This window comes from Pseudomonas sp. Root562 (assembly GCF_001427125.1).
Lineage (GTDB): Bacteria > Pseudomonadota > Gammaproteobacteria > Pseudomonadales > Pseudomonadaceae > Aquipseudomonas.
In genome coordinates, this window is the sequence record NZ_LMGK01000023.1 from 348,456 (window position 1) to 375,277 (window position 26,822).

Sequence of the window (26,822 nt, forward strand, 5' to 3'; positions counted from 1 at the left end):
CATGCCACTTTCGAGAAAACTCACTGGAAGCCTGAACAATGAACAGCATGACTATCAGCACCGACAGCCTGAAGAAAAAAACATCCCTGGGTCTCACCACCATGGCGATCGGGACCTACGGTATCTATTTCGCTCTTGCCGTAATCTACTTCTGGTTCGGCGGAATGAAATTCACTCACTACGAAGCGCAGGGGCTGGTCCCCCTGGTGAGCAACAGTCCCTTGCTGGGTTGGGTCTATCAGCTTTTCAGCGTCGATCTGTTTTCCAGTTTGCTGGGTGTCCTGGAGGTTTCGATCGGTGTACTGATTGCGGGCCGCCTGTTCTCACCAAAGCTTTCATTGATTGGGGGCGCTTTGTCGGCCGGATTGTTTTTCACCACGTTGAGCTTTATGTTCTCGACGCCCGGTGTGGTCGAGCCCGGTCTTGGTTTCCCGGCCATTACCGTCGCGCCAGGCCAGTTCCTGCTCAAGGACATCGGCTTGCTTGCCGCGTCCCTGTTCGTGGCAGGCCATTCGCTGACCCGATTGGAAACCCCTTGAGCTGACAACCTCATCCACCGATGGCCTGAATCAGTTCATACATTCAGGTCATCGCCGTCTTGCGCTAGAAAGATGCCCTCATCGCTCAGTGATTTCATCCAGTCCCGTGGACTGCTGCCGGTCTTGCGGCGAAAGGCACGGGCGAGCGCCGAAGGACTTTCATAGCCCACTTCGTCGGCGATCAGCGTTATCGGCCGTCCCTCCCGCAAACGCTTCTGCGCCAGACTGATCCGCCAGCTCAAAAGATAATCCAGCGGGGTTTGTCCCAGGACCGCACGAAAATGCAGCGCATACGCGGCGCGCGACATGTTCGACTCGTTCGCCAGCTCCGCCACGGACCAGGGTCGTTGGGGCTGGTTGTGCATCTGTATCAGCGAACGAGCCAGGCGCGCATCGGCCAATCCGGCCATCATGCCGGTGCTCAACTGCTGATGATCGAGCAAATGCCGCAACAGCAGGATAATCAACAGTTCGAACAAGCGATCAAGCACCGCTTCCCTGCCACAATGCCCATCCGCAGCTTCACTGAACAACCATCTCAAGGTGTCCGCCAGCAGCGGCAACTCATCCAGGGGTAGCACCAGCAGGTCGGGAAGCGAAACACATAGAGGATTGCTGACACCGCCATCAAACACCATCGACGCGCATAACAGCTGAGCGCCCTCAGGCTCACTGGCGATGAGTTGGTGACGGCTGGGGCGTGGCAGGAAAATCAGGCTTGGGCGCGTTAACAGCATTTCGCGCCGCCCAGGGACTTTCAACGTGACAGAGCCGGCCTGCAACAGATGAATATGACCGCGTTGGTCGGCACCCTCATAGGTAGACACTCCGCACAGCTTGCCGCTGTAAAACAGATTTGCGCGTACGCCAAACTGTGACAACAACGTGGATAGGCGATCCATGGGCAATTCTTCACAGGCTCTACACCTGTAGCAGAATACCACCGCACCTGGGTCGGGCCTGTCCCCCGCAGGATTTTCCCAGGTGAAAATGCGAAAAGCCCGGCATCCATACGGAAGCCGGGCTTTTCAGGTTCTATTGCTGCTTGCAGGAATCAGAACGGTTCTGTATAGGTGTAGAGCGTAAACAGCTCGTATACGCTTTTTAAATCAAGAGGTTGGACAAAAATAGCGATCTCTGAAAAGAAAGGATGTAAATAAGCTCCCTGCAACTGGGCGGGCTGTTTACATTTTGCTTGTTTTAGCAACCACCCTCACACAGTAAAGCCGTGTCAGCTAAACCGATTTCAAACCCGCTGTCATGGCAAATCATCTATTCGCACGGCCAAGCTCGAACGGAGGGTCAGGTGACTCCCTACTGACGCTGCAGAGCTGCCGACAGTGAGGTCAAGCCTCCGATACTTTACGGACTAACCAGGTTACTGCTGTGGTGGCGAACGGCACTCAATAGCTCCGCCAGCAGAGCTCGGCACAGGTTCAGTAGTTGTCCAAAACCTGGTGGAACCCATCGTATTCCGGAAGTGCCAATCCAGCATGTCGATACCTGCCCGAACGGTTACACTCGAATAAAGCAAGGTGCCATCAATCAGTTTTTGCTACGGATACCCGCATGGATTACTCACGCATCAGGGGCATGGAATCAGGACAGCGCCTCGCTTTCGAAGAGCTCATTTGTCAGCTGGCACACCTTGACCGGCCAGCCGCTTACGCAGAATTCAGGCGAATTGAAGGTGCAGGGGGAGACGGCGGGATCGAGGCCTACTGGTTGCTCAAAGACACAAGCGAAATCGGCTACCAAGCGAAATACTATTTAAAGTCCAGCGAGATTGACTGGGCCAATATTGACGAGTCAGTTAAACAAGCTCTCACGATTCATCCTTCTCTGACAAAGTATGTCATTGCCATTCCATGTGACCTTACTGATAAGACAGGTCGAAAAGGCGGAGGCATGACCGGATGGGAGCATTGGGCAACGCACAAGGCTAAGTGGGAAAGCCTTGCTCCTAAAGGGAAACAAGTAGAATTTGTTCCCTGGCCAGCCTCTACCATTACTGAGCGGCTGATACGAGCGAACGCTGAAGGGCTTCGTAATTTTTGGTTTGGCGATGTTGAGCTTTCGGAATGTTGGTTCAGAGAAAAGATTGAGCTATCAGTTAAGTCTTTGGAAGAGCGCTATCATCCCGAGGATCACGTTGAAGTACGAATCGAAAAGCTATTCAAAGCAGCGCTTCATGATGAAAGCGTAGCTTCTGAGATCCGGAGTCAAATAGCCAAGCTCTGTGACGCGATTAGCCTGGAAAAGGTTGAGAGAAATCTAGGCGAAAAGGCAATCCCCATAGCCATTAACATCCGCGAATCAGCTAAAAGCCTTGAGAAATTGGCGCTAGACATAACAACAGACCCGTGGCGCCCATGGCCCATTGCAGAATGCACAGAATCCGCCACTGAAATCAGCAAGCAATTGTCACAGTTGTGGAATGCCAAATGGGAGTCTGACGCATCCAAAGAAAAACCCAAAAACGGGCATGACCAAGATTCGAGCGACTTAGAATACAGACTCGGCAGAATTGGCGGTGAAGTCGATTCTCTGCTCTCGTTACTCGGAGGCCAGTATTTTGACGGAGAGAACTCACGAACGATCCTCTTATATGGCAGAGCGGGAACAGGCAAATCTCACCTATTGGGGAATATTGCGCAACGGGCCGTATCGGAGGGAAGAAGGGCGATATTGATCTTGGGGCAGCATCTTAGCGGTGGCAACCTCTGGAAACAGATCACGTCAAGGCTAGAGCTGGGCGATATCACCTCTGACGTCTTCCTTAAAACTCTAAGCGCTGCGTGCGAGGCTACTGGTAAACGAGGCCTACTGTTAGTCGACGCCATAAATGAAGGGGCTGGCCGGAGGCTCTGGAATGCTGAGCTGGCAGAGTTTATCACTAAAGTTGAAAAGTACCGTAACTTGGTACTGGTAATCAGCTGCCGAACTGAGTACATGAAGAATATAATCCCAGAGCCGGTGCTTGACAGGTTGCCCTCTTTTGAAGTCCGAGGCTTTGAGACGGCTGGCGAGCAAGCAAGGGCAGCCCGAATTTATCTTAGCAAGCGTGGAATATCTCAGCCAAACAGCCCCTGGCTATCTGAGGAGTTTGTAAATCCGCTCTTTCTTAGAAGTGCATGTATCGCCCTTCAAAAAGACAAAAAAACCTCATTCCCACTAGGGCTAAATGGAACTAGAGACGTATTTATATTCTATCTAAAAAGCATCGCTCGAAATCTAGGGGTAGGCCAGGACGGCACCGAGACTTTAGTACCGCCTACTATCCAAGCTCTGGGCGCAATAGCTTTGGACATGGCGGACAAACGCCGTGACTACGTTCCTCAGAACCAAGCCATACAAATCGTAGGGCAGCGATTTGAGGGTCATCCTGCACCAACAGGCACAAACTGGCTTGAAGTACTTCAGCGCAATGGGCTGTTCAGGGTAGATCCAGGCCAACAAAGTGATGGTGGCAACCTATTTGATTACCCAGAAGACATCATCCGATTCAGCTTTCAGAGATTGCAGGATCATCTGATGGCTGATGCCCTACTCAAAGAGGTTCAAGACCCTTCGGCAGCACTTGAGAATGGCTCTCTCAGCTTTATTCATGATGGCGATCAACTCGATTGGGAGTGGACTGGCCTGGTTGAAGCTCTTTCCATACAGCTGCCTGAGCGCTTCAATAGAGAACTGCTAGATCTATTGCCTGGCGACATCAATACCTGGGCAAACGATTATGAAGTTCGCGAATCGTTTATTGAGAGCCTGAAGTGGCGCAACAGTAGTGCCTTCACGGAACGAACCTTCGAAATATACGAAGCACTCCAGAACTATTTCAATAATTACTTCGACATCATTATTCAACTCAGCACGATCCCTGACCACCCTTTTAACGCACAGTTCACTCACAAAAAGCTGCTCAGCATGAAGATAGCTGAGCGCGATTCATTCTGGACTCGCCAGATCAACGATCTCTCTCTTGACGAGGGAAGTATCACCCGACGCTTGATTGATTGGAGCGCACTTGAACAAAGTGAGGATGCAGCCCCCAATATTCAGTACCTCTGTGCTATTACCCTCACCTGGTTCACCTCTAGCACATGTAGGGAGCTTCGGGACAAAGCAACGAAGGCCCTCACCTCGTTGCTACGTCACAACCTGAGCCTCTACAAAGAACTGAGTGAGGCCTTCCAGACCGTTGATGACCTTTACGTCGTTGAGCGCCTGCACACCGCCGCTTACGGTGCCTGCTGTATAGACCCAAGCAAAGACCGGTTGCCGATATTCGCAGAGGTTGCCTACCGATCCGTGTTTGACCGTGATGTGGTGCCTCTGTCGATACATCTTAGGGACTCGGCACTTGGAATTATCGAGCTTGCCAAATTCCACGAGAGCCTACCTACTAGCATCGACATCCAGCATGCCCGTCCGCCGTACGGGACGAAACCAATTCGACTCACTGTCACGGAAGATTCTCTCAAAAAAGTCGTCGAAAAGGCTGGTGATTCACAAATCAGTCACTCCTGTACTGGATGGATTGGGGATTTCGCCAACTATGAGATTCAACCTCGGGTCGGTTCATTCCTGAACATTTCGCTGAGGAAGCCTGAACCGCTCTCGGCGGATGAGCTATATGAGCGTTTTGAAGAAGATGTGATCAATCACTGCCAGGAGAGATCCGAGATTCTCCGTATGATGCACTCCTTCAGAGACAATCCATTCAGAATGCTCCTAGGGCATAAAGACGCTGAAGAATCCAAAGAATATAAGACATTATTCAAGCGGTGCGAAGCTCTGCTTTTCTTACTACTGACCCCAGCTGAGAAGAGGAGATACACCAAGGAATATAAGCCGCGCTTTGATGCCTCAGCGGGTCGCCACGACAGGCAGCCACACGTAGACGCCAAAGCTGCTCAGTTCTGGGTCGCGAAACGCGCCTATGGTTATGGTTGGACAACCAAGCGCTTCCCTCATGACCAAAGCTTCCGGCATCAACATGGTCGCGAGCGCCCCGCTGGTGAGCGAATAGGCAAAAAGTACCAATGGCTAGCTCTCGACGAGCTTCTGTGCAGCCTTGCTGACAATAATTGGATGTCTGAGTCGGCCTACCATGGCTCTCGCCAGTATTCAGGCCCGCTAGATATAGGATTCCATCGAGACATCGATCCCACCGTTTTGCTTCCGGACGAGGCTCGGCGCGTTCCAAAGCTCTCGATCCCCAAGCATGAAATCTCCATGAGGGACACCTCTGAGGCCGAGCTGAGCAAATGGCCCTTCGGAGAAGACCCCTCTGTGAACATGAAGAACCTCATAGCCAGGGAGGATTCCGAAAGACGCAAATGGGTTGTTCTCAATGAACATCGCTCTGTATCCGAATACTACAAGGACAAAGCTAAACGTGAGCACGGACTCAGAAAACAGGAGTGGCGGTTTCTTCTGCCAATAGTCGTTAGGCAGAAAGATGAGAAAAGACTCATTGAATACCTGCTTGCCAAGCACGACATTGAGGTCAACGACTGGTCAACTCGGGGCGCCACCAACTCCGCTTTTTTACTCGAGGCGCCGTGGCGTTCTACGTGGGATCAGGAGCAGTGGTCGCGGATGGAATTCCGCGACATTGGCGAAGTTGAGATCGCCTATCCCTGCTATCAGTATTACTGGGAATCGCACTGTGACTCCTCGTTGCCTGATGGAGCCCAAGCGTTGCTACCTGCACCTTGGTTAGCTCACCGGCTTGGCCTCAAAGTTGATGCTGACAACCCCAGCGTCTATTTGGACAGCGCAGGCACGCCTTGCTTCGTAAGCGGCAAAAGCCGAGATGATGGTTCGCACGCATTCATTGATGGAAAAATTTTCGACGCATTCCTCAAGGAAGACAGTCTCTCTTGCGTCTGGGTGTTTGTTGCCGAACGTGGTGCTTGGCCCGGAGGTGGTAATTCGCACGCATCCTGGCGTCGCTCTGAAGGCTTCGTATGGCTGAAAAGGGGGAAACCTCAAATGCACCATTGGAACGATGATACCGACAAGGGTGAGCTGCGCGATTCATCAAGTCCCGGCCTCGTGCCGACAGTCAGCGCCCCTATTGATGAACCCAACGACTGACGATCAAAAACTGGGCACACGCATGTCGAAGAAGAAGAAAAAAACGCATCGTAGCTGTCGAAATACAACGCCGCTTGCCGGGCATAAAAGGGTAGGCAAGACGCTGGTGCCTCCATTCATGCAAATACCGGGCATCAGCTTCGCTTCATGGTCTAATGACCGACTACCAGAAATGCTCTGGGCTTGTCTCATCATCACTGTCGTCCCTCGAGAAGCGGCTTTGGAGCTGTTCCGGAAGATCGCCTCAATTGGCGTGCGCTACCGAAGGCCGCCGGAGGAGAACGGCAGCGGATGGACACTTAGGCACTCAGATCTCCAAGACCAATCTCGAGAGCTCGTAGAAGAAATTGTTGGCATCGTGCGTCAGTCACATACGGGGGCCCAGGCACTGCGTCCCTTGCTCCTGCTTGAAGGCCTACCAGCACATCAGTGGTGGAAAACCGCCTTAGCAGTTGAGCCTAACGAAGACGATTGGCAAACTCTCGGAAAAGCTGTTCAAACCACCTTTGACCATCAATCGCAGGAAGCTACGGATGTCCGTTGGGTCAGCATTCTCTTCAGAATGGCGCTCGGCGAAATCCACATGCCGGAGGAAGAGTGGTACGAGCTCACGGATTACCCCTACAGAGGGGATATGCGGTCGGTTAGGCCGTCCATCCGCGCGATGGAAATGACCTTTGCCGACGCGGTTCTCCATCCATGGCCGAACCTATTTTGGGAGTACGTTCTGCAGCACACCACCTGCGTGGCTGCCCCCCTCGACTCAAGAGAGGGCGAGTTCCATCCAGAGGACATTCAAAGGCATCTCATTGAAGTCCGAGAGGCTCTACTCCAGCACTGGTATGAATCTCTTAGCACTACTGGACTAAATCCCAAACACGACGGTGTGTTCGGCTTCGGGTTCTATGCACTGGCCTGCCTAGCCGAGATGAGCATGGGACCACTAAGCTCCGCGATCACTGGCCGACTACTGCTCCGCTCGCTCACAGAATGCCGGATATCCCTAGCCTACCTTGTTCGAAACGGCACCGACGAGATGTGGAAGAAGTTTCGCTCATACGGTGCCGGCCAGGCCAAGTTGGCACTGCTGAAGCACGAGGAAATGTCGGGCCAAAGGCCTCGGTTCGTTACCCAAGCGACGCTCGAGGCGCTGGCGAACGAAGACTACTTCCAGGAATACGTGGAAATTGACCTGGGCCACTGGTGCGGGAAAGACCTTCGACGGCTGGCGGAGGAATCGGGCACGAAAGAGGACTATGACCGCTACTACGGCTGGGCCTCCGGATTTGTCCACGGCCAATGGGGAGCAATGCGGGACACCAACTTCACTCACTGCCTGAATCCTCTGCATCGCTTCCATCGCCTCCCACTCCCTTTCCATCGCATGTTGGAGCCCACAACAGACGACGCATTGCATCTGGTGAACTGCATACTCGATGACGTGAACACCACTTATCCAGGCTTCGACGCTCGCTTCGTTCTAGAGGATGTGCCAGGAGACGAAGAAGAAAATACAGAAGATGCTGTGGCGCCAGCTTGAGGCGAAGGGTAAGGAACGAACTCCGACAAGCTACATAATGACCGTCGCACTTGACGAAAAATACCGGCAAATCAGCCACTAAATTACGTTTGCGTCTTTCTCGCCGACGCCAATCTTGGCGAAGATGAACCACGGCAAGAAACAAATGTAGCCCTTACTCCACAAAAATCTGTAACCAATAAAAAAGCGAAGCCAAATCAATGGCTTCGCTTCTAGTATTTAGAGTTCTGAAAAAGCTGCGGATCAGAACGGTTATGCCTAGCTACCGAAGTGCAACAGAAATTAACATGCAAAATATCATATACATAAAAGAAAATTATTTGCTGGCGCCTTTAAACTAACAACAACTGCCTGAGCAAATACCTTTTATTTACACTTTCGCACCGACTCCGCCAGCCCCGCCCTCAGTGACGAAATTTACAATGAAAAGAATGAGACATGGTAGCGATCTATCGCTCAACCACTTCGCAGAAAACTAATATTGATAACGCAGCAGCGAGAATAGTTTGATGCCCTTCCTCCATATCATCAAACCTGTGCTGCCCATGATTAATAGCAGCAACAACCCTGCCAGTCGTAGCTAAAAATAGCTCGTCCTGGTTAACGGCGTTACCAATAGAGCCTTGCTCCAGTATAGATACATAATCAGCACCCTCCCAACGCCTTCCAACTTTCTCTATTCCCCAACCTAAAGAAGCAACAACGCTTTCTGCCAAAATGTCTTCGTTTTCATGATATTTTTTAGGAGGCGAAGCTGAAGACATGCGGTCTATCAGACGAATCAAAACACCCGAAAATGTATCTTCTTCATCTACGTAATTTTGGCCATCCCAAATCAATTCCCAGCATACATTTAGATGCGACAATGGCCGCAAGACTGCGTAATCGAGCATCTCGCTTTTGGCAAAAAACTCCTTGACTCTCATATCCATAAAGTCCCCACATCATAGTTTTAAATAATTACAATTTCTCGATAGCCACTTATGTAAATATAGCGTTTAGGGTCGGAGTCAGCCCAATCCATCCACTGCATTAGAACGCTAGCGAAGCCCCCTCCCCTAAATCCATCGATCGATTCGTCGACTAGATCGCAACCGCGCGTTCCCGCAACTCACCGTTGAGGACGCGATCGTTCTCTCTGCAATCCACTGAGCCGCCAACTACCATGCACGCTGGGGGTGTTGATGCAGTGATCCAGCAGCGGCAGGAAGCCCTAGGCGCTTTCCACGCGATGGCCATTGGCGCCGTAGGCTACGGCATAGTTGGCGAAGTCCGGGTTGCCATAGTCCAGGCCGAAGTCGGTAAAGCTCATGGGCATATGAGATCCAATAAGACCTGTAGGGTGAGCATTCCCACCGAGGACTGCTAATACTACGGTCGGTTGCTGCAAATACTGAGATAAGCACATCGACCGCATGCCCAGCCCTTCTTCGGTTGCCGATCTCCGGCCAGGAAGCCCGTAACCGCATGGTAGACCGCAGTTCGCTCAGGCATTTTCGAACAGGCTTCTGAGCTCTGAGTCCCGGTGGTCAAAGAATGCACCGTACCGTTGGCCACGCGCTGCCCATTAATGGATCTCATCAATGGCCTAAACTGGCTGAGCGTGTGTCCCAGTCCTTGAGCACGAAGCCAGTGAAGATGATGACCGTTGCTGTCTTTAACATAGATCAACCAAGGCAGCGTGATCTTCAACCCTTCTAGTTCCGACACCAGCCCATCTACCACTTTGCCGCCCAGGTCCTTGAAGACCTTCAGACCACGATTAGCAGCTTCCACGGCATCACGGCGCAATCCTGGATCATCTTCCGGTGGAGGTAACCGATGCAACGTCCAAGCGTCGTCCAAAGCAGCCTGCGCTGGAATATTATCCATAAGATGAGCTCGGAGCATGTCCATGACAGCCCATCGGGCACGTATGGAGATATCAATCTCCTGCTCCGCTGTGAGAGAAAGCTCGTAACGATAATGGTATTGAAGCGGACACGCTAAATAGGTTTCCAGTGCCCCGAAGCTAATCGGTTCCACCGGATGTGTAGACGTCGAGGGTGGAACAGGCGCAGGCACCTGGCGAATCCGAATTCCATCGTGATGCTTCAACGCAGTCCCAGCAACCCGAATAGGTAATGGTCTTTTCGCAGCATCCACTTCGTACAGGAACAGATCGTCTTTCGCCCGAGATAAAGCCACATAGAGAAGGTTGTTTCGCTCAACCGACTCCTCAAATTGGTGCTCGGCCGCACTGCTATTAAGGATCTCAGGCGGGACGATCATCAATGGCCGGTAATTGTAATTGAACGGACGATCAGGACCATATGCCGAATTGTCGACATCAACGACATGCACTGCCGAAAACTCCAAACCTTTACTGGCATGCACCGTCAGCAGCGATATCGCATCCAGTGCTCGCGCCTCTGGCGGCAGCCCTCTATCAGCCAGCTTTTCGCCAATTCGGCGTCGCAGGTCCTCTCGCAACAGAAACTCCGATAGCTTCGGTTGGGCGCCGTCACCATCAGCGTTTCGAACGCAGTATGCAAACAGCCAGAGGCACAGCCGAATGGTATGGGCAGCAATGGATTGATCCGCTACCGGGGGAACACCGAAACGACGATCAATCAACAATTTGCATACTAGCTGCCAAGGAGTCATGCGGCGGTGGCAGCCTTGCAGGAGCGCCGCCAAGTTGGCTTTCGCCACAGCCCCATTCGGACTCAATCCTGCGACAGGTTTGAAAATCCATTTGCCTCGCTGAAAACCTGTGCCAGTGCCGGCGGCGGTTGCATTGATGAGCAATTCGATATCCGACACGTCGAACCCGAATTGCGGGTCGTACATGAGCCCAACGAGAGATCTGGGTTGGCGAGTGCACAGAAGCTGTATCAAGCACATGAGCTTCTTGATCTCTGGCCTCTGGAATAGGTCTCCGATGTGCAGGAACGGTACGTTGGCCAGTGCGAGATCCTCGGCGACACGCTCGATGTCAGCGGTGCGGCGACTAATGATTGCCTGGTCTCTAAATTTCGTACCTGCCTGATTCAGGTGCTGAATATTCTGAAGCAGGGTTGCGCTCTCAGCACGCGAAGAAATGCACGTAAAGAGGGTGGGCACTTTACCCTGAGATCCCTTCGAGGGGACAACTGCTTCGAGTGGTTGGCGGGACTCCAGGGCGTGACGCTTACCAGCAATGCTGAACAGGCTAAGAATCTCCGGACTACTCCGCCGGTTGATCTGCAACGAGTAGCTCTTGGCAGTCGACTTCGCGGCAAGAGCGGAAAACGCCGGACCAAACTTCACAAGGCTCATAATCGAAGCGCCACGCCAATGGTGGATCGCTTGTCTGACATCACCTACTACCCAGACCGATTTTGCGTTGACGGCTAGATGCCGCAGCAACTCGACCATGACCTCAGTCACGTCCTGATACTCGTCGACCAGGACGTGATCGTAATGATCGATGAACAACCCGATAGCGGCCCGGTTCGACTTGGCTTGTCGTGAAGGGTGCGCGATGAGGTCGGTATAATCGACGAGCTTCTTGTCAGCCATCGCGACCTGGAAGGCCTCGTACAGGACCGCAACGTCGTGCCGCTGGGCGTCAACATCTGGATCACATGGACCAAGGAGGCTAAGCCGATTTCGGTATTCTTGAGGTGTAATCAACTCTTCCTTGAGCCGTTTGATGTACCCAAGGACGTCGGGTATCCAGTCGTACGGATCCTGCAGGCGGAGGTAGTACTTCAGAGTGACTTTTGGTAGCTGCCGTACCAGGAGTCGAACCTGCATCAGCAAGTCCGCAACTTGCACCTCGGAGGGCAGGTTGTAGAGGTGATGAAATTTACGGAGGAACTCCAGCCCGAACGCGTGGAACGTTCCAGCCCAGACGTCCGATGCCCCCTGAATTGCAGATGCCTTTAATCGCTCCACTAGTTCGTTTGCTGCTTTGTTGGTGAACGTGAGGGCAAGAATCTTGTTCGGTTCAACGCCACTCTCAATGAGATGCTTGATGCGATGGACGAGGGTCGTGGTTTTCCCGGTTCCTGGCCCAGCGACAACGTTAACAAATCGTTCAACGGCCGTAGCTGCGCTCAGTTGAGCCTTGTCGAGTGTGGGCAACGGTGATCCAGGGTGCGGCGGGAGAGCAGGTAGCATCAACGCATCGATCATCTGCTGCCTTACGACTTCTAGCGGTACCACCCAAGCGGTAGCGATCTGTTCTGACGTTAGCCCTTTACCCCACAGATCTCGGGCCAGGTCTCTGGGCATCAGAAGCTCCCTGGCAAACACATTTGCCTGGAGCTCTAAGCGCTCATGAGTGCCGTAAGATTCGACAATCATGGTCGCCGAGCTGCCATGCGATGCATAGATCGCGGACAGCTCAGCCACGGTGAGCTCCTTTTTGTCCGCGTCCAAGAACCAGTGGCCTAGTTCGTGAGCTATCAGGTAGGCCCCATCCGCCAGTGACACGTCATTTCTGACGTAGATTGTTCGCTGATCTCGACGAAGCGCACCGCAACCATTCCCGAGCAGTGGGTGCCCATGCGGCATACGATCAACAGCTACATTAAACACCGTCTCGATATTATCGAGCAGCTGCGGAGAAGCCAACGGAGCCGGTGAGTGCGCAGACAGTTGTGAGCGAGCAGCTATGGCCTGCTGGCGAGCCCGATCAAAAGGATTCACTGATCGAGGCTCAGCAACCGTTGCTCTTCATCTGGAGGAAGCCCCAAGGCGATAACAGCTTCTTGCCAAGTCTGCGGTTGAATTCGCACCTCAGGCTTGCCTTCTTGGGCCTTAAACCCCGATACCGTCTGCAGTTGGAAACAGTCATTCAACGCCACCTTCAAGACTTCCGAAGGCAGGTTCAACACTGCCGCAACGTCATTCAACACACGGATTGGTGGGATGACGGCTCCAGAAAGGATTTCGTTCATCAGAACCCGCTGTTCCCCCAGTCCTACCTGGCGAGCCAGTTGCCTGGCAGCAGGACCGCGATGAACGCCAATCTGCGCAATAGCGTTTTCTACCACCCCTTTATCAGGCGCCTCAGCAAGCGGAGAAGCAACAACTGACTCGTGACGCAGAGCCTCTGCTAGAAGACCACGGGTAATTGCCGACGCCGAACGCTCATATTCCTGCGCCGCCGATTGAATTTTAATCGCAAGCTTCCGGTCGACGCGAACCATCCATTGCTCGGATTCTGTACCACCTGAGCTGAGCGCAACGCTCTCGTACTGGTCAAATAACTCATCAGGATCGTGCGTAATGCGGTCCTTTCGGAATCGATCCCAACCTGCCATTAACAGAGACCGAGCCATCACTGCCGTGTCGATCTCGCGGGCAGCCGCAAGCTCAACGATAGCCACATGCAATGTTCTCTTCGTGGTGACGCCTATGGTTTCCCGGCGCACTTTAGTAGTCGCTGCTGCGTCCATTCGCTTACCCTCATCCGTACCCTGAGTTCTAAACTGCGCCTTTCCAGGCGCTGCCTGAATGACTTCACGTGTGACAGGGTGATCTTTTCCGAGTTCGCATTCCGGAAGCGTCGGCATCTGCTTTGTCAGCTCAATCAGCAGGTTACGAACCGCGCCGGAGCTGTCTTCGCCGACAGCTACAACGTTATGCCCCGACGGTAGCGACACTTTGCACCGTAGACCCGATCGGGTTTGTCGGGTGCAGACGTTCTCGGCCAAATCGCCTAGCAAAGAGGCCCAGCTCTTGAGACAATCGGCAACAACAGCATTGGAATTTTTCATGACGTACTGATTTGATGGGTCGATGCGCGTGACGCTTCACGGCGGTGGTCGTATCAATTTTATATCACCGGATACTGTAGGGAAACAATGGTTATTGCTCATTTTTGCGCGGCACTCCGCGCAGCTGTGGGGGATTTGATGGCCTCTCACGCCGAGGCCGACATCCGTACAATGCTTGAAGATCCGGTGGCATTGGGGGTTCGAATCGTTCCCTCTATTGAAGCCCACTTGGCATCGGCCGGAGCCACTACATTGGCCGACGTGATCGCCTATGCCTGGTCTGCCCCAGCAGTCCATCTGCGAGCTGTTTTTGATCCGACCCAGCTGCCAAGCACCCCCTTGGCGTTCGCGCCAGTTCCGCAATGCCAGGGTACCGCGCTTGCGATGGTGAGTGCCGTGGCGGCCTTTGCCGCACTGGGCTCCGCAACAATCTCTTATGGGTCGGAAAATGGTGGGGATCTTTTTGTAAACCTTGTCGTTATTCCCGGCACTGGCGACATTCCCAAAAAATCCACCAAATCCATGTCCGGCCACACCGATGGTGTGTCATTCCCAATTCGCGGTCAGAACGATCCGGAAGATGAAAGAATCGCTCCTTCTCCGGATTTCGTGGGTCTTTGCTGCCTGCGCAACCCAGATGGCGTCCCGACCAATGTCATGTCGCTGGAGGCTGTACTCAAAGGCATGCCTGACAATTTGGTCGATGAATTGCGCAAGCCACAATACTGGATCACCTCGCAACGCACCTTCGAATCTGGCATGCACGAGATCCTAGGAGATGAATTGGTGAGGGATGACGCCAGTCTGCTGTTCCGCGTCAAAGATACAAACTGGATTCGATATAGCCACAGCAACACCGGACCAGCAGATGCAGACTCTGCCGCTCAGGAAGCGATACAACAATTCCAGGCAGGATGCGTCCAGTGCGTACAGGGTATTGAGTTGTATCCAGGTGACATCGTGCTGGTCAATAACAGGATCGCGCTGCACGGTAGGGCGAATGTGGGCAGCGAATATGGCGGGACGACTCGCTGGTTGCTCCGGACTTACGGTTTAGACACCTCAAGCGTGAAGCCTGAACAACGTTATCCAGACAGTAAGTTTAAGCTCTTTCCTTGACTGCCTTGCTGCCCCGAGCTATCGCCAGCACGTCGTCTAAATTGACAGCCTTGTGGGCCTAGTAAAAAGGCAAGCCGTAGCGGCGATTATCAGGGCTCGCTGCGAATGCTGAAATGATTACCGCTGGGATTACCGGACCCGCCATAGCTGCGCCTGCTAGCAATGCAGCTCTCGAATTGAAATCATTTCGCTCAGTAGATCCCCCAGTACGAAGCATGGCTTCCAGTGGATACGGCTTTCGACCGCGATGCGACTTTGGATAATGCGGCTCGATGAATGCCACCAAACCGCTCCACGGCACCACCTGTTCCATCTCGGCCAAAAAACGCTCGCAGCGGGTTTGCTTGCGCTTCCCGGCGTACTAGAAATCGAAAAAGCTCATTCTCCTCATGGGGTTAAGGGCTTGCTGGGGACAGTTTGATGGAGAGCTATTTCAGCACGGGTCAGACGTCTTGTACTGACTTGGTCGGAGACGCTCTAATTTCTCCCGTGAACATGTAGTAATATCGAGGATTAATTAACCCAGTAGAGTGCTTTAAGGAATTATCAAAGGATGAAAGATTTCGCGGGCAGTACTCTCGGAAAGGTGTTGTTAGCTCTGTTGGTTCTTTTTCTGGTTTTAGGGACTTTAGTTCCTCTGGCGGTGCTGGTTACCTATTACCTGAAATTGGGTAGTGTTTCTGCTGACCCTCAGGATTGGTCCGCTTTTGGGTCAGTAATGTCAGGGTCGTTTACGCTTCTTGCTGCAGCTTCAACCACAGCAACTTTCTTGCTTTTGATATGGCAGAAAAAAGATGCTGACAAGGTCGTAGCTAAGCAGATGATTGCTATGCAGTTTGAGCAATACGTCAAGCATAGGTCTCTATTCATAGAGACTTTAGAAGAATTGGAAAGAAAATTTGGCAGCGTTTTCATTTTTAGAGATCGCGGCCAACTTTATCGCTATTTCTTCCCAAGGAACAGCGCATTTGAAATGGATTATAAAGGCGGGCCATACTGCGAAGCACTCATCGATAACTTTCAGAATGTGCTGGACACCGAAATTACGCTTGTCAGGTGTAAAGACCTTGAACACGCCAAGGAATTTGGTTGGGCTCTTCGAAGGTTGAATGAACAATTGGGAATTAGCTGGTTGCAAGCGGACCGTGAAGGTGATTTCCGAGTGTACGAAGGGCATATAAGTTATCGGGGAAATAAACAGACCGGTTTAAATCTATTTAATATCAGTTCTGATTTGACTCGCGCCGAAGAAGTAGTGAGTGCTTTGCTTGAATTTTCGGGGAGAGAGAATCTGTATCATACAATGACCCGCCAAATTTCCTCTATGGAGAGACTGCGCGAGCATCTCTACAATGTGGTACTAGAAGACGATCAAGCTAGCATTAGTTTCTATTCAGAAAGTGATAATAGGCTGCGTGCATTTTATGAGCTATACAACTACTGTAAGCATACCACGCGTGAAAATGAACGGTTTTTCGAGCCTATCTATGAGTATCTTGAAAAAATCTTGAGTGGAGGTGGCGGTGAATGGTTCCTGTCTTCTGCCGAGCAGGTTAAAGAAGTTATAGAGCACAGCAGGAACCTTGTGCGCGAAATACAGTTGACCCTTGGGATTGAACTGGGAGCGGCGTTTGATTACGGGCCAGGCGGAGTGGAGCTTCAAGAGGTCAATATAAAAATTTCCAAGCTCAGTACTTAATTATCCCGGATACGACCCGAGCTGGGGCCAGCCTACTGCTGAACCGGCTTGATCGACTCCAGCTATACCAATGCATAGGTAGCCCCTGATCAAACGGGAGGGTTGCGACAGCGTGCGAACAGGCCGGAGGCATGGCAAAAAACAAAATGCTGCATTTTGATGTCATTTTGTTTTAGTCTTGAATCCCATCTCTTGTTTACCGGTGCCTAAGATGTTCAATAGCGACGCCCCCGCTGGGAAAATAACGGTTCGGAATCTGCCACCAGAGGTCCTAAACGCCTTGAGTCGATTGGCTGACCGCCATGACCGCTCACTTGAGGCGGAGGCCCGGCAAGCTATACGTGCATGGGTGCAACCACAAATTGCGGGCGAAGAACGTAATTCACGAGTCGCCTTACTAGGTCAGCGCCTACGCTATCTGCAGACTGAAATAAGTGAATTGCGGCCTTCAAAAGTGGCAACACCTTCTAGACTCGCGGAGGCGTTAGGGTGGACTCACGCAGGGAATGTTGAGCGTTGGTGCGCAGGGGAAGTAGAGCCGTCGCTGACGGAGCTCTCGCAAATTGCAGATCTGCTAGGGTGTAAAAAAGACTGGCTCCTACATGGCGAGGGTAGCCCATATTCTTCCGTTTATACGCGTATACCTGAAGATGCATTTTTAGGTCCAGACTGGCTTCTAACTCCATCTGAGTCAGGGGAAAACCCAAAAATCCACTTAGTCCGCAACAAAAGCGAAGCCGGTGAGTTCGCTTTTGTGAAAAGCTTCTCTGACTGGAACTCACAAACCTTCTCAACACCATACCACGTTAGCGACGTCATTGGGGCAGGAGGTGAGTCAAGTTTGGCCTCGCTTAGCCTTGTACTTCAAGGCCTGTACAAGCGCTGGACAGGTAAAGGCGGCAGCGGTGTATTTGTTGAAGGCTACTTGGTTAGCGAGAGCGCATACTCTTCACTGTTAGCCGGAAAAAGCCACCCTATGAACGTTCTTCAACATGAGGAGAGAAGTTGCTGGTGGGAGGACTTTTGGGATGAGAACCAGTTTCGAGACCATAATTACTGGCCCGGATGGAAAAATATTACGGAACGCATTTTTCGTGTTATTGAAGGGCGACCTACGCTGAAAGAACAGCGTGACAAATTAAACGGACGCAAACCGTTCTTGGAATCACCTCAAGAACCGCAGAAGGACTCAAACACTCTCGAATGACAACCGAGCAGCGAAACCTGCTGGCTACCTATTGGTAGCCAGAAGACATAATTTTCAGATATCTAATGACTTACTGAAAACCCGGAAAATAATTTAGCCTTCACTACTATGAAAGCCCGCTTAGAAAACATGCATCATTGAAAGCGCACAAGTTTCGTCACTCAGGTATTGCACCATATTGTTTTGCAATACACACCCTTGCCTTTCCGTAAGGAAAGCTTTTGTAGGAATCCAGTTCAAACTCTAGATGATCATTTAGCGTAAGCGGAAAATCTAATGCCGCATCAAGCATAGCTTGGCGCGCGGTGTAGCCTTTCATTTTTCTTGCGAGATAAAATGCCTGGGTGGAATAATCTTCGTAACGGCTCTTTAACTGAAACGTCTTGATTGACGCACTAGACGCAGCATGATTTTTTCTAGCCTCGACAGTCAACCGGTAACTCGTCGAAGGTAGCGCTAACGCAAGAGCTTCAGCAACCTTCCCCTCAGCAACTACTATAGGACGAAGCTCAAACTCGATAGACTCTTCATCAGTAAATGGATTTAAATGAATGTTTTTTGCAAAATCAACCGCGTGCTTCATCTGGCTGCCGTTACATTTTTCACAACATGGTATAAAATTTGAGAGGGTCAACGCTAGAAAGGGATAATCTGACTTCGTATAGTAATGATCAATCGGTGGCCTGTATCCCTTTAAGCCCTCATCAGGGAGGCAAGTTCCGGTGCTTACCATATGACAATAACAACATATTTTGTATTTTGCCTGAAGACAAAGATGATACGCAGTCCAAGGTCTTTGAGACTTTTTTGAGAACTCAGAAAAATCAAAAATATCTTTGAGCCTCTCAGAAGCACATTCACGTAGAAATCCACCACCAAAGCGACTTTCATAATCTGCAATGCACACAGGTAACTCTAGCGGAGTTCCGCCCACTATTACCCTTCTGTTTGTTTCGACAAAGTCACAAATAGCAACATCTAAAAATGAATCGCTTAACGCTAGCAATCCTTTATCAATTTCAGCATTGAGAAATATTGAGTGATGGGCTACTGCGTCATCCCACACATCAGAGATATTTATAATCACTCTTGAAAACTCCGTCTTAAAGCTGATTTAATAGCCACATCCCCAATAACTTCAACTACATTGCGATCCTCGCCAGTAGTCTTTCCAGCTTGCGCCCTTTTATATATTTCATTAATTTTACCAGCAGCAAATTCTCCTAGAGAGTTAGAACCAAAAGCCCCAGCAATGACCTCCTCCAAAGGTGCGGCAAATGAATTTATGGAGGAGCTAGAGTCAAGGCTAGTAACCAGCTCACCCGGAATATCCGCTGCTAGCAAAGGAGAGTGCGTCGCCATAATCAATTGTAAACTGTGTAGATTATGTTTTCGCTTGAGGCCACCGAGAAATTTATTCAGCATAGAAAAATATCTACGCTGCCAATCCAAATGCAAATAGGCGTCACCTTCATCAATCAATAACAAGATAGAAAAGCGCCCCTGTGCAGCAGCTTTGCCTATCGCTTCATCAATTAACGAAAATTGCTCCACTAAGGCCTGCAACCCTGAACTCAGATTTGACCACTCTATTTTTATAGGAGTCTCATGCCGCCGAACTATCTCCGATTGGCTAATGCCGTCAATTTGAAATCTGTGAGTTCTTTGACTCCAGTCAAAGTCCTCCTTATAGGCATAATTGGCCAGCACAACCTTCGTACCGTCTACTATACTTTCTAACTTTTTAAACGATGATATATCCGAAGGAGCAAGAATGAGACTCACATGAACCAGAAACGCAAGCGCCGCTGACTTTTCGTCATAGTGCTTGTCTTTCGAATACATATACTCTAATGCCGACAAAAACAAACATCGATCAGTCTCTCCAATCCGAACGTCTATCTCCTGCTCCAAAAGCTCCTCAAGCCGCTTTAATATCGATTCTCGCTTGCCATCTAAAATCTTATAGTCATCCAACTCTGCAGAATCAAGCTTACTCACTAAGCTATTGAGATCAAAAATGGTGCGCTCCAATTCTGATGACAATATCTCCCTAAAGCTCTTTAGAGCGGGAATTAGAACCGCTCGAAAAACAATTCTGGAATACCCAAAAGTACCGATTAACCGAGTATCTACTTTTAAAACTTCGGCCACTTCACCCAGCTGCTCAATTCTTCGGCTATCAGTATAAGGCTTAATGCTAGGAGATGCGTTTATAACCCCAGGCTTCCGGACGAACTTTCGCCTGTACGGCAACGCTGAGTAGTAGATCGCACAAAAATCTTTATTGTACGGGGCGCGCGGCTCGTAGTTTCCGTTAGGAGTGCCTTGAAAATAGAATTGGACAGAGTCATCTTGAGAAGAGCCAACAGCATTCGCGAGAGACAACAACATCCGCGTCTTTCCCGAGCCATTAGTCCCCAATAATAAACTGACGCTATCAATTTCAAACAATCTACCGAGACGATCCACACCTTGTGGTAGCAGCTCGATCAGTCGATCCTCAACTCTTATCGCTTGAATTTTTGACATATCCTCGTCCTAACCACCTTGAGCGTACCTGCAGAGTATTGAGCTTACTGTTATCGGAAAAAAATAGCATTTCGCCATGATCACCGATCATCTTAACCTTTTCGAAGCTTGACCCGCGCAAACGTGCCCTATCAAAATTTGCCTTATGAGCTACTGTGCCTGAACGAGTAAATGCATTGCGGAGTTCGGCGAAGATCGCATTTACAGCACTGAGCGACAGAGGCGCACCTGTGCCCATGGCGATGAACAGGAATGGGTGACGTCTCGCGCCCTCAGTGGCTCGGCGTGTGCTCATGATGTATTCGTGCGTCAGTTTGCAAAGGCCTGGGGACAACGGAATCTTTCGATCACGGGTCTTGACCAGTGGCTGGTCCTTTCGAGGGTCTTCCGGATCGTCTGCTCGCCTAACCACCGTCAGCTCCTTCGACCGAAAGTTAATGTCGGAAATCTTGACGTTCAACACTTCGCCACGACGCAGGCCAAGCTCGTAGAGCCAGCGGATCAGGAGAGCGTTTCGAATGCATGTGCCTCCCCCTTTCCAAGGGTTTTCTGGCGATATTGGCGATGTAAAATTGAGAAGTCGCTCCACCACCCTTGGCTGTAGCCCTTCCCGTTGCCCGATGGCATTTCGCCCTTTGTGGCGCGGCAGCCGGGCGTCCAGCGCAGCCTTGCAGGACGTCCATTCATTCCAAAGCCGCTCTCCCTCAGCTGCACCCCAGCGATGGCGAGCCATGTGGTATCTCACAAGCCAATCGAGATAGTCACGGATGACCCGAATACGGTTAGCAGCGGTGTGGCCCGCCACCTCCGTTGGTGCAGCTTGTCGTTGAACAAGGCGCACGCTTTCCGTGGAGGTTCTACGAACGGATTGCCGGGGAGGGAGAATTGAATTGCGCTTCAGTTGATCCGCGACAGGGCGCCTGCAGTGCCAGACAAGTTCGTCGAGCTCGCTCAGACGAAAAACTCCGCCCTGTCGGACCCGCTGATCAATATCAATTGAGCTCGAGTCGAGGAATAGCTGCAATACCATGATCGACCGCAAGACCTGGTCAATCGTATTGCTCGCTTTGTTGGTAGCGCGAATCTCGCTGAGCACGTAAATAGACGGCTCGAATAGGGGGACTCCCGTGGCCAGAGCAATAAGCACCGGCAACCGCTCTCCGGAACTCAATACGAGCGTCTTTACCGCGTAGGGATTGAGGGCCATTTGTTTACACCTTCGAAAGGTAAACGCTTAACAAATGTAGCCCTTACTCCGCAAATATCTGTAAACAATAAAAAAGCGAAGCCAAATCAATGGCTTCGCTTCTTATCTTTACACTCTTCTCTTATGAGGGTCAGAACGGGATATCGTCATCGAAGCTGTCGAAATCCGGAGCCGGTTGCGGTGCGGCCTGCTGTGGGGCCGGACGCTGTGGCTGTTGTTGCGGAGCAGGACGTGGAGCCTGCTGGCGCGGAGCGGATTGCTGGTAGTTACCGCCGCCCTGAGCCTGCTGGTCGCCCTGAGGACGGCCACCCAACAATTGCATGGTGCCTTGCATGTCGACCACGATTTCAGTGGTGTAACGCTTGATACCGTCTTTTTCCCACTCGCGGGTCTGCAGTTTGCCTTCGATGTAGACCTGCGAACCTTTACGCAGGTACTCGCCAGCGATTTCTGCGACCTTGCCGAACATCGACACACGGTGCCATTCGGTCTTTTCGACTTTCTGACCGGTTTGCTTGTCAGTCCATTGCTCGCTGGTCGCCAGACTCAGGTTGGTCACGGCGTTGCCATTGGGCAGGTAGCGAACTTCAGGATCCTGGCCGCAAGTGCCGACCAATATGACTTTGTTAACCCCACGGGCCATTGCGTTCTCCTAGGCTTCGCACGCTGTCGCGGCCGGGTTGTTCACCAGACGCTCGAGAGTGGTGCGATCCAATAATTCTGTGTCCAGTTTGATGTAAATGGCGGCTTCATCGGCAACGACAATTGCATCTGTTACCCCTACGACGGCCTTGAGGCGCTCGATCAGGCCAGCTTCACGAATCGCTTCGGGCGACAACGGCAAGCGCAGGCTCGTTACATAGGGAGGTTCGCGCATGGTAACAGCAAAGACCAACCAAAGTGCAGCCAGCCCGGCACATCCCAGGAAGACAACCGACAAACCGCCATGCTGGAACAACCAGCCGCCGAGTATCCCGCCCAATGCCGATCCGAGGAACTGACTGGTGGAATACACCCCCATCGCCGTGCCTTTGCCGCCGGCCGGTGAAACCTTGCTGATCAGCGATGGCAATGAGGCTTCCAGCAGATTGAACGCGGTGAAGAACACCACCGTACCGATCACCAGAGTCCGCAAGCTATCGCCAAACTGCCAGAAGAATAGCTCAGTGAGCATCAGCGTCACGACGGCGCCGAGTAAAACTCGTTTCATTTTGCGTCGCTTCTCGCCGTAGATAATGAACGGAATCATGGCGAAGAAGGAAATCAGCAACGCAGTCAGGTACACCCACCAATGCTGCTCCTTGGGCAGCCCGGCTTTTTCCACCAGCGCCAGCGGCAAGGCAACGAAGCTCGACATCAGCATTGCATGCAGGACAAAAATCCCCAGATCCAGACGCAGCAGATCCGGGTGTTTAAGGGTAGGAATCAAAGCCTGGCGCGCCACGCCGGACTCGCGATGCTGCAACGGCCCGGTGGAGCGCGGCACCATGAACATCACGATCACAATGCCCAACAGCGCCATGCCGCCCGTGGCAAGAAACAGCCCGGACAGGCCGAAGGCACGGGTCAGCAATGGCCCCACGACCATGGCGACGGCGAACGACAGACCGATGGTCATACCGATCATGGCCATGGCCTTGGTCCGGTGCTGTTCGCGGGTCAGGTCCGACAGCAACGCCATGACCGCTGCGGAAATCGCCCCGGCGCCCTGCAGGATGCGACCGGCGATCACGCCCCAGATCGAATCGGCGTTGGCCGCCAATACGCTGCCCAGGGCGAAGATGATCAGCCCAAGGTAGATCACCGGGCGGCGACCGATACGGTCGGAAATGAAACCAAAGGGAATCTGGAAAATCGCCTGGGTCAGGCCATAAGCGCCAATCGCCAGCCCGATCAGGGCCGGGGTCGCGCCTGCCAGGTCCATGCCATAGGTCGCCAGCACCGGCAACACCATGAACATGCCAAGCATACGGAAGGCGAACACCAGGGCCAGACCGCTCGCTGCGCGGGTCTCGCTGCCACTCATGCGTTCGCTGTGGGGATCGTGCATGGAAAAACCTCATGTGAACCGGCGGCGATTCTACCAGTCCCATCGATTGGCAGGGTATATCGCGACGCTTTGCCGCGTGTAGATGACAGAGCTTTCATGTAAGCCTTCAATGACATCATTCGATAGTGTGCATCCATCCAGTATTTGGCCGTATACTCCTACGTTTTCGACGCCCGCCAAGCGAGGCCACCTTGGACAAGATCCTGATTCGTGGGGCTCGAACCCACAACCTTAAGAACATCGACCTGACCCTGCCACGGGACAAGCTGATCGTCATCACCGGCCTGTCCGGCTCCGGCAAGTCTTCCCTGGCGTTCGACACGTTGTACGCCGAAGGCCAGCGCCGCTACGTCGAATCGCTGTCGGCGTATGCCCGCCAGTTCCTGTCGATGATGGAAAAGCCCGACGTCGACACCATCGAAGGCTTGTCGCCGGCGATCTCCATCGAACAGAAATCGACCTCGCACAACCCGCGCTCGACCGTCGGCACCATCACCGAAATCTACGACTACCTGCGTTTGCTGTATGCACGCGTGGGTATTCCGCGTTGCCCGGACCATGACATTCCGCTGGAAGCGCAGACTGTCAGCCAGATGGTCGACCTGGTCCTCGCCGAACCGGAGGGCAGCAAACTGATGCTGTTGGCCCCGGTCATCCGCGAGCGTAAAGGCGAACACCTGTCGGTCTTTGAAGAGCTGCGCGCCCAAGGGTTTGTACGCGCCCGGATCAACGGCAAGTTGTATGAGCTGGACGAAGCGCCCAAGCTCGACAAACAGAAGAAGCACTCCATTGATGTCGTGGTCGACCGGTTCAAGGTCCGTCCCGACCTGCAGCAGCGCCTGGCCGAATCCTTCGAGACCGCACTGAAACTGGCGGACGGCATCGCCCTGGTGGCGCCGATGGACGACGAGCCCGGCGAAGAGATGATCTTCTCCGCACGCTTCGCCTGCCCGATTTGCGGTCACGCCATCAGCGAACTCGAACCGAAGCTGTTTTCCTTCAACAACCCGGCCGGCGCCTGCCCGACTTGCGATGGTTTGGGTGTGAAGCAGTTCTTTGACATCAAGCGGCTGGTCAATGGCGAACTGACGCTGGCCGAAGGCGCGATACGTGGCTGGGACCGGCGCAACGTCTATTACTTCCAGATGCTCGGGTCACTGGCCTCCCACTTCAAGTTCAGTCTGGAAGTGCCATTCAACGAACTGCCGGCCGATCAACAAAAGCAGATCCTGCACGGCAGTGGCTCGCAGAACGTCGACTTCAAGTACCTGAACGACCGTGGCGACATCGTCAAACGCTCGCACCCGTTCGAAGGCATCGTGCCGAATCTGGAGCGGCGCTACCGCGAAACCGAATCGGCCTCGGTGCGTGAAGAACTGGCCAAGTTCCTCAGCACCCAGTCGTGTCCGGACTGCCGCGGTACACGCTTGCGCCGTGAGGCGCGGCATGTGTGGGTCGGTGAGAAAACCTTGCCGGCAGTCACCAATCTGCCGATCGGCGATGCCTGTGACTACTTCGGTGGCCTGAAACTGACCGGCCGTCGCGGGGAAATCGCCGACAAGATTCTCAAGGAAATCCGCGAACGCCTTCAGTTCCTGGTCAACGTCGGCCTCGACTATCTGTCGCTGGATCGCAGCGCGGACACGCTGTCCGGTGGTGAAGCGCAGCGTATTCGTCTGGCGAGCCAGATCGGCGCTGGGCTGGTGGGCGTTCTGTACATCCTCGACGAACCATCGATCGGCCTTCACCAGCGTGATAACGACCGGCTACTGGGTACCCTCAAGCACCTGCGCGACATCGGCAACACGGTGATCGTCGTCGAACACGACGAAGATGCGATCCGTCTGGCCGACTACGTGGTGGATATCGGCCCAGGCGCCGGGGTTCACGGCGGTCATATCGTCGCCGAAGGTACACCGGCCGAAGTCATGGCCCACCCGGACTCCCTGACCGGCAAGTACCTGTCGGGCCGGGTGAAAATCCAGGTACCCGCCAAACGCACGCCCCGCAACAAGAAGTTGTCGTTGTCGCTCAAGGGCGCTCGCGGCAACAACTTGCGCAATGTCGACCTGGAAATCCCGATCGGCCTGCTGACATGCGTGACCGGAGTCTCCGGCTCGGGCAAATCGACGCTGATCAACAACACGCTTTTCCCACTGAGCGCCACGGCTCTGAATGGCGCAACCACGCTGGAAGCCGCGGCCCACGACAGCATCAAGGGACTGGAGCATCTGGACAAAGTTGTCGACATCGATCAGAGCCCGATCGGTCGCACGCCGCGCTCCAACCCGGCGACTTACACCGGTTTGTTCACGCCGATTCGCGAGTTGTTCGCTGGCGTGCCTGAATCACGTTCCCGCGGTTATGGCCCCGGGCGTTTCTCCTTCAACGTGAAGGGCGGTCGCTGCGAAGCTTGCCAGGGCGATGGTTTGATCAAGGTCGAAATGCACTTTCTGCCCGACATCTATGTGCCATGCGATGTTTGCAAGAGCAAACGCTACAACCGTGAAACCCTTGAGATCAAATACAAGGGCAAGAGCATCCATGAAACGCTTGAGATGACCATCGAGGAAGCGCGTGAGTTCTTCGACGCTGTACCGGCGCTGGCGCGCAAGCTGCAAACGTTGATGGACGTCGGCCTGTCGTACATCAAGCTGGGGCAATCGGCGACAACCTTGTCCGGTGGTGAGGCCCAGCGGGTCAAACTGTCCCGCGAGCTCTCCAAGCGCGATACCGGCAAGACGTTGTACATCCTTGACGAGCCGACGACAGGGCTGCATTTCGCGGACATCCAGCAACTGCTCGACGTACTGCATCGATTGCGCGACCACGGCAACACAGTCGTCGTCATCGAACACAACCTGGACGTGATCAAGACCGCCGACTGGCTGGTGGATCTGGGGCCGGAAGGCGGGTCAAAGGGTGGACAGATCATTGCGGTCGGCACACCCGAAGAGGTGGCCGAAATGAAGCAGTCTCACACGGGTTACTACCTCAAGCCGCTGCTGGAGCGTGATCGCGCCTGACCTGACGCAATGAAAAAGCCCCTGTCACTTTATCGGTGACAGGGGCTTTTT

The 26,822-nt window shown here is 52.8% G+C and carries 16 protein-coding genes and 2 pseudogenes; 7 read left to right on the forward strand and 11 right to left on the reverse strand.

Translation table 11 applies throughout. The annotated features are described in order from the left end of the window. Window positions 1–38 precede the first annotated feature (38 nt). Window positions 39–539 (forward strand): YkgB family protein, encoded by a 501-nt coding sequence (locus ASD60_RS21135; protein ID WP_056855870.1) that lies wholly within the window; start codon window positions 39–41, stop codon window positions 537–539. Window positions 540–574: 35 nt separating this feature from the next. On the opposite strand, the gene ASD60_RS21140 is transcribed toward ASD60_RS21135, so the two are convergent. Further along, entirely contained in the window at window positions 575–1,441 is an 867-nt protein-coding gene (locus tag ASD60_RS21140; protein ID WP_056855871.1) for a cupin domain-containing protein, read from the reverse strand. Between the two features lie 667 nt (window positions 1,442–2,108). On the opposite strand from ASD60_RS21140, the gene ASD60_RS21145 reads away from it, so the two are divergent. Beyond that, complete coding sequence (locus ASD60_RS21145) at window positions 2,109–6,641, forward strand: ATP-binding protein (RefSeq protein ID WP_177336595.1); 4,533 nt, start codon at window positions 2,109–2,111, stop codon at window positions 6,639–6,641. Continuing rightward, window positions 6,625–8,181: a DUF5677 domain-containing protein gene (locus ASD60_RS21150; RefSeq protein ID WP_236708496.1), complete on the forward strand. Its 1,557-nt coding sequence runs from the start codon at window positions 6,625–6,627 to the stop codon at window positions 8,179–8,181. The genes ASD60_RS21145 and ASD60_RS21150 overlap by 17 nt, the downstream gene beginning before the upstream one ends. A gap of 449 nt (window positions 8,182–8,630) precedes the next feature. Here the strand turns inward: ASD60_RS21150 and ASD60_RS21155 are convergent, their stop codons facing one another. The 4 genes and pseudogenes from ASD60_RS21155 to ASD60_RS21165 form a co-directional block, all read right to left on the reverse strand. Then, window positions 8,631–9,113 carry a hypothetical protein gene (locus tag ASD60_RS21155; protein ID WP_056855873.1) on the reverse strand — a complete coding sequence of 161 codons (483 nt, stop codon included), beginning with the start codon at window positions 9,111–9,113 and terminating at the stop codon, window positions 8,631–8,633. A 151-nt stretch (window positions 9,114–9,264) separates the two neighbouring features. Next, window positions 9,265–9,493 (reverse strand): annotated as a pseudogene (locus tag ASD60_RS28960) (acetolactate synthase large subunit); the annotation flags it as partial. Between the two features lie 59 nt (window positions 9,494–9,552). After that, window positions 9,553–12,858 (reverse strand): ATP-dependent helicase, encoded by a 3,306-nt coding sequence (locus tag ASD60_RS21160; protein ID WP_056855874.1) that lies wholly within the window; start codon window positions 12,856–12,858, stop codon window positions 9,553–9,555. Next, window positions 12,855–13,931, reverse strand: a complete 1,077-nt coding sequence (locus ASD60_RS21165; RefSeq protein ID WP_156386288.1) for a hypothetical protein — start codon at window positions 13,929–13,931, stop codon at window positions 12,855–12,857. Before ASD60_RS21165 ends, ASD60_RS21160 begins: the two co-directional genes overlap by 4 nt. A 138-nt stretch (window positions 13,932–14,069) precedes the next feature. Between ASD60_RS21165 and ASD60_RS21170 the strand changes: the two genes are divergently transcribed. Further along, window positions 14,070–15,050, forward strand: coding sequence for a TauD/TfdA family dioxygenase (locus ASD60_RS21170; protein WP_236708497.1), 981 nt, complete (start codon window positions 14,070–14,072; stop codon window positions 15,048–15,050). A gap of 208 nt (window positions 15,051–15,258) precedes the next feature. Here ASD60_RS21170 and ASD60_RS28490 read toward each other — a convergent pair. Further along, window positions 15,259–15,441: pseudogene (locus tag ASD60_RS28490) on the reverse strand (IS5/IS1182 family transposase); the annotation flags it as partial. 162 nt (window positions 15,442–15,603) lie between these two features. Between ASD60_RS28490 and ASD60_RS21175 the strand changes: the two are divergent. Together ASD60_RS21175 and ASD60_RS28965 are read left to right on the forward strand one after the other, a co-directional pair. Then, window positions 15,604–16,749, forward strand: coding sequence for a hypothetical protein (locus ASD60_RS21175; protein ID WP_056855876.1), 1,146 nt, complete (start codon window positions 15,604–15,606; stop codon window positions 16,747–16,749). Between the two features lie 211 nt (window positions 16,750–16,960). Beyond that, the gene (locus ASD60_RS28965; protein ID WP_156386289.1) at window positions 16,961–17,956 is read left to right on the forward strand and encodes a FitA-like ribbon-helix-helix domain-containing protein; all 996 of its coding nucleotides are present in this window, start codon (window positions 16,961–16,963) and stop codon (window positions 17,954–17,956) included. A gap of 157 nt (window positions 17,957–18,113) precedes the next feature. Here the strand turns inward: ASD60_RS28965 and ASD60_RS28970 are convergent, their stop codons facing one another. From ASD60_RS28970 to ASD60_RS21200, 5 genes are all read right to left on the reverse strand, one after another. Continuing rightward, complete coding sequence (locus ASD60_RS28970) at window positions 18,114–19,043, reverse strand: hypothetical protein (RefSeq protein WP_156386290.1); 930 nt, start codon at window positions 19,041–19,043, stop codon at window positions 18,114–18,116. Further along, window positions 19,040–20,488, reverse strand: coding sequence for an AAA family ATPase (locus ASD60_RS21185; RefSeq protein WP_082557639.1), 1,449 nt, complete (start codon window positions 20,486–20,488; stop codon window positions 19,040–19,042). The genes ASD60_RS28970 and ASD60_RS21185 overlap by 4 nt, the downstream gene beginning before the upstream one ends. Beyond that, on the reverse strand, window positions 20,460–21,695 hold the full coding sequence (locus ASD60_RS21190) for a tyrosine-type recombinase/integrase (RefSeq protein ID WP_236708499.1): 1,236 nt from the start codon (window positions 21,693–21,695) through the stop codon (window positions 20,460–20,462). The genes ASD60_RS21185 and ASD60_RS21190 overlap by 29 nt, the downstream gene beginning before the upstream one ends. A 130-nt stretch (window positions 21,696–21,825) precedes the next feature. Continuing rightward, window positions 21,826–22,338: a single-stranded DNA-binding protein gene (locus ASD60_RS21195; RefSeq protein WP_056855879.1), complete on the reverse strand. Its 513-nt coding sequence runs from the start codon at window positions 22,336–22,338 to the stop codon at window positions 21,826–21,828. A 9-nt stretch (window positions 22,339–22,347) separates the two neighbouring features. Then, a complete protein-coding gene (locus tag ASD60_RS21200; RefSeq protein ID WP_056855880.1) occupies window positions 22,348–23,745 on the reverse strand; it encodes an MFS transporter in 1,398 nt (465 codons plus the stop codon). A 191-nt stretch (window positions 23,746–23,936) separates the two neighbouring features. On the opposite strand from ASD60_RS21200, the gene uvrA reads away from it, so the two are divergent. Beyond that, window positions 23,937–26,771 carry an excinuclease ABC subunit UvrA gene (gene uvrA / locus ASD60_RS21205; RefSeq protein WP_056855881.1) on the forward strand — a complete coding sequence of 945 codons (2,835 nt, stop codon included), beginning with the start codon at window positions 23,937–23,939 and terminating at the stop codon, window positions 26,769–26,771. Window positions 26,772–26,822: the final 51 nt, after the last annotated feature.

What these genes read in the sequence shown, in the direction of transcription:
- ASD60_RS21135 (WP_056855870.1), top strand. Translation starts at nt 39, where the DNA reads ATGAACAGCATGACTATCAGCACCGACAGCCTGAAGAAAAAAACATCC.
- ASD60_RS21140 (WP_056855871.1), bottom strand. Translation starts at nt 1,441, where the DNA reads ATGGATCGCCTATCCACGTTGTTGTCACAGTTTGGCGTACGCGCAAAT.
- ASD60_RS21145 (WP_177336595.1), top strand. Translation starts at nt 2,109, where the DNA reads ATGGATTACTCACGCATCAGGGGCATGGAATCAGGACAGCGCCTCGCT.
- ASD60_RS21150 (WP_236708496.1), top strand. Translation starts at nt 6,625, where the DNA reads ATGAACCCAACGACTGACGATCAAAAACTGGGCACACGCATGTCGAAG.
- ASD60_RS21155 (WP_056855873.1), bottom strand. Translation starts at nt 9,113, where the DNA reads ATGGATATGAGAGTCAAGGAGTTTTTTGCCAAAAGCGAGATGCTCGAT.
- ASD60_RS21165 (WP_156386288.1), bottom strand. Translation starts at nt 13,931, where the DNA reads ATGAAAAATTCCAATGCTGTTGTTGCCGATTGTCTCAAGAGCTGGGCC.
- ASD60_RS21170 (WP_236708497.1), top strand. Translation starts at nt 14,070, where the DNA reads ATGGCCTCTCACGCCGAGGCCGACATCCGTACAATGCTTGAAGATCCG.
- ASD60_RS21175 (WP_056855876.1), top strand. Translation starts at nt 15,604, where the DNA reads ATGAAAGATTTCGCGGGCAGTACTCTCGGAAAGGTGTTGTTAGCTCTG.
- ASD60_RS28965 (WP_156386289.1), top strand. Translation starts at nt 16,961, where the DNA reads ATGTTCAATAGCGACGCCCCCGCTGGGAAAATAACGGTTCGGAATCTG.
- ASD60_RS21185 (WP_082557639.1), bottom strand. Translation starts at nt 20,488, where the DNA reads ATGTCAAAAATTCAAGCGATAAGAGTTGAGGATCGACTGATCGAGCTG.
- ASD60_RS21190 (WP_236708499.1), bottom strand. Translation starts at nt 21,695, where the DNA reads ATGGCCCTCAATCCCTACGCGGTAAAGACGCTCGTATTGAGTTCCGGA.
- ASD60_RS21195 (WP_056855879.1), bottom strand. Translation starts at nt 22,338, where the DNA reads ATGGCCCGTGGGGTTAACAAAGTCATATTGGTCGGCACTTGCGGCCAG.
- ASD60_RS21200 (WP_056855880.1), bottom strand. Translation starts at nt 23,745, where the DNA reads ATGCACGATCCCCACAGCGAACGCATGAGTGGCAGCGAGACCCGCGCA.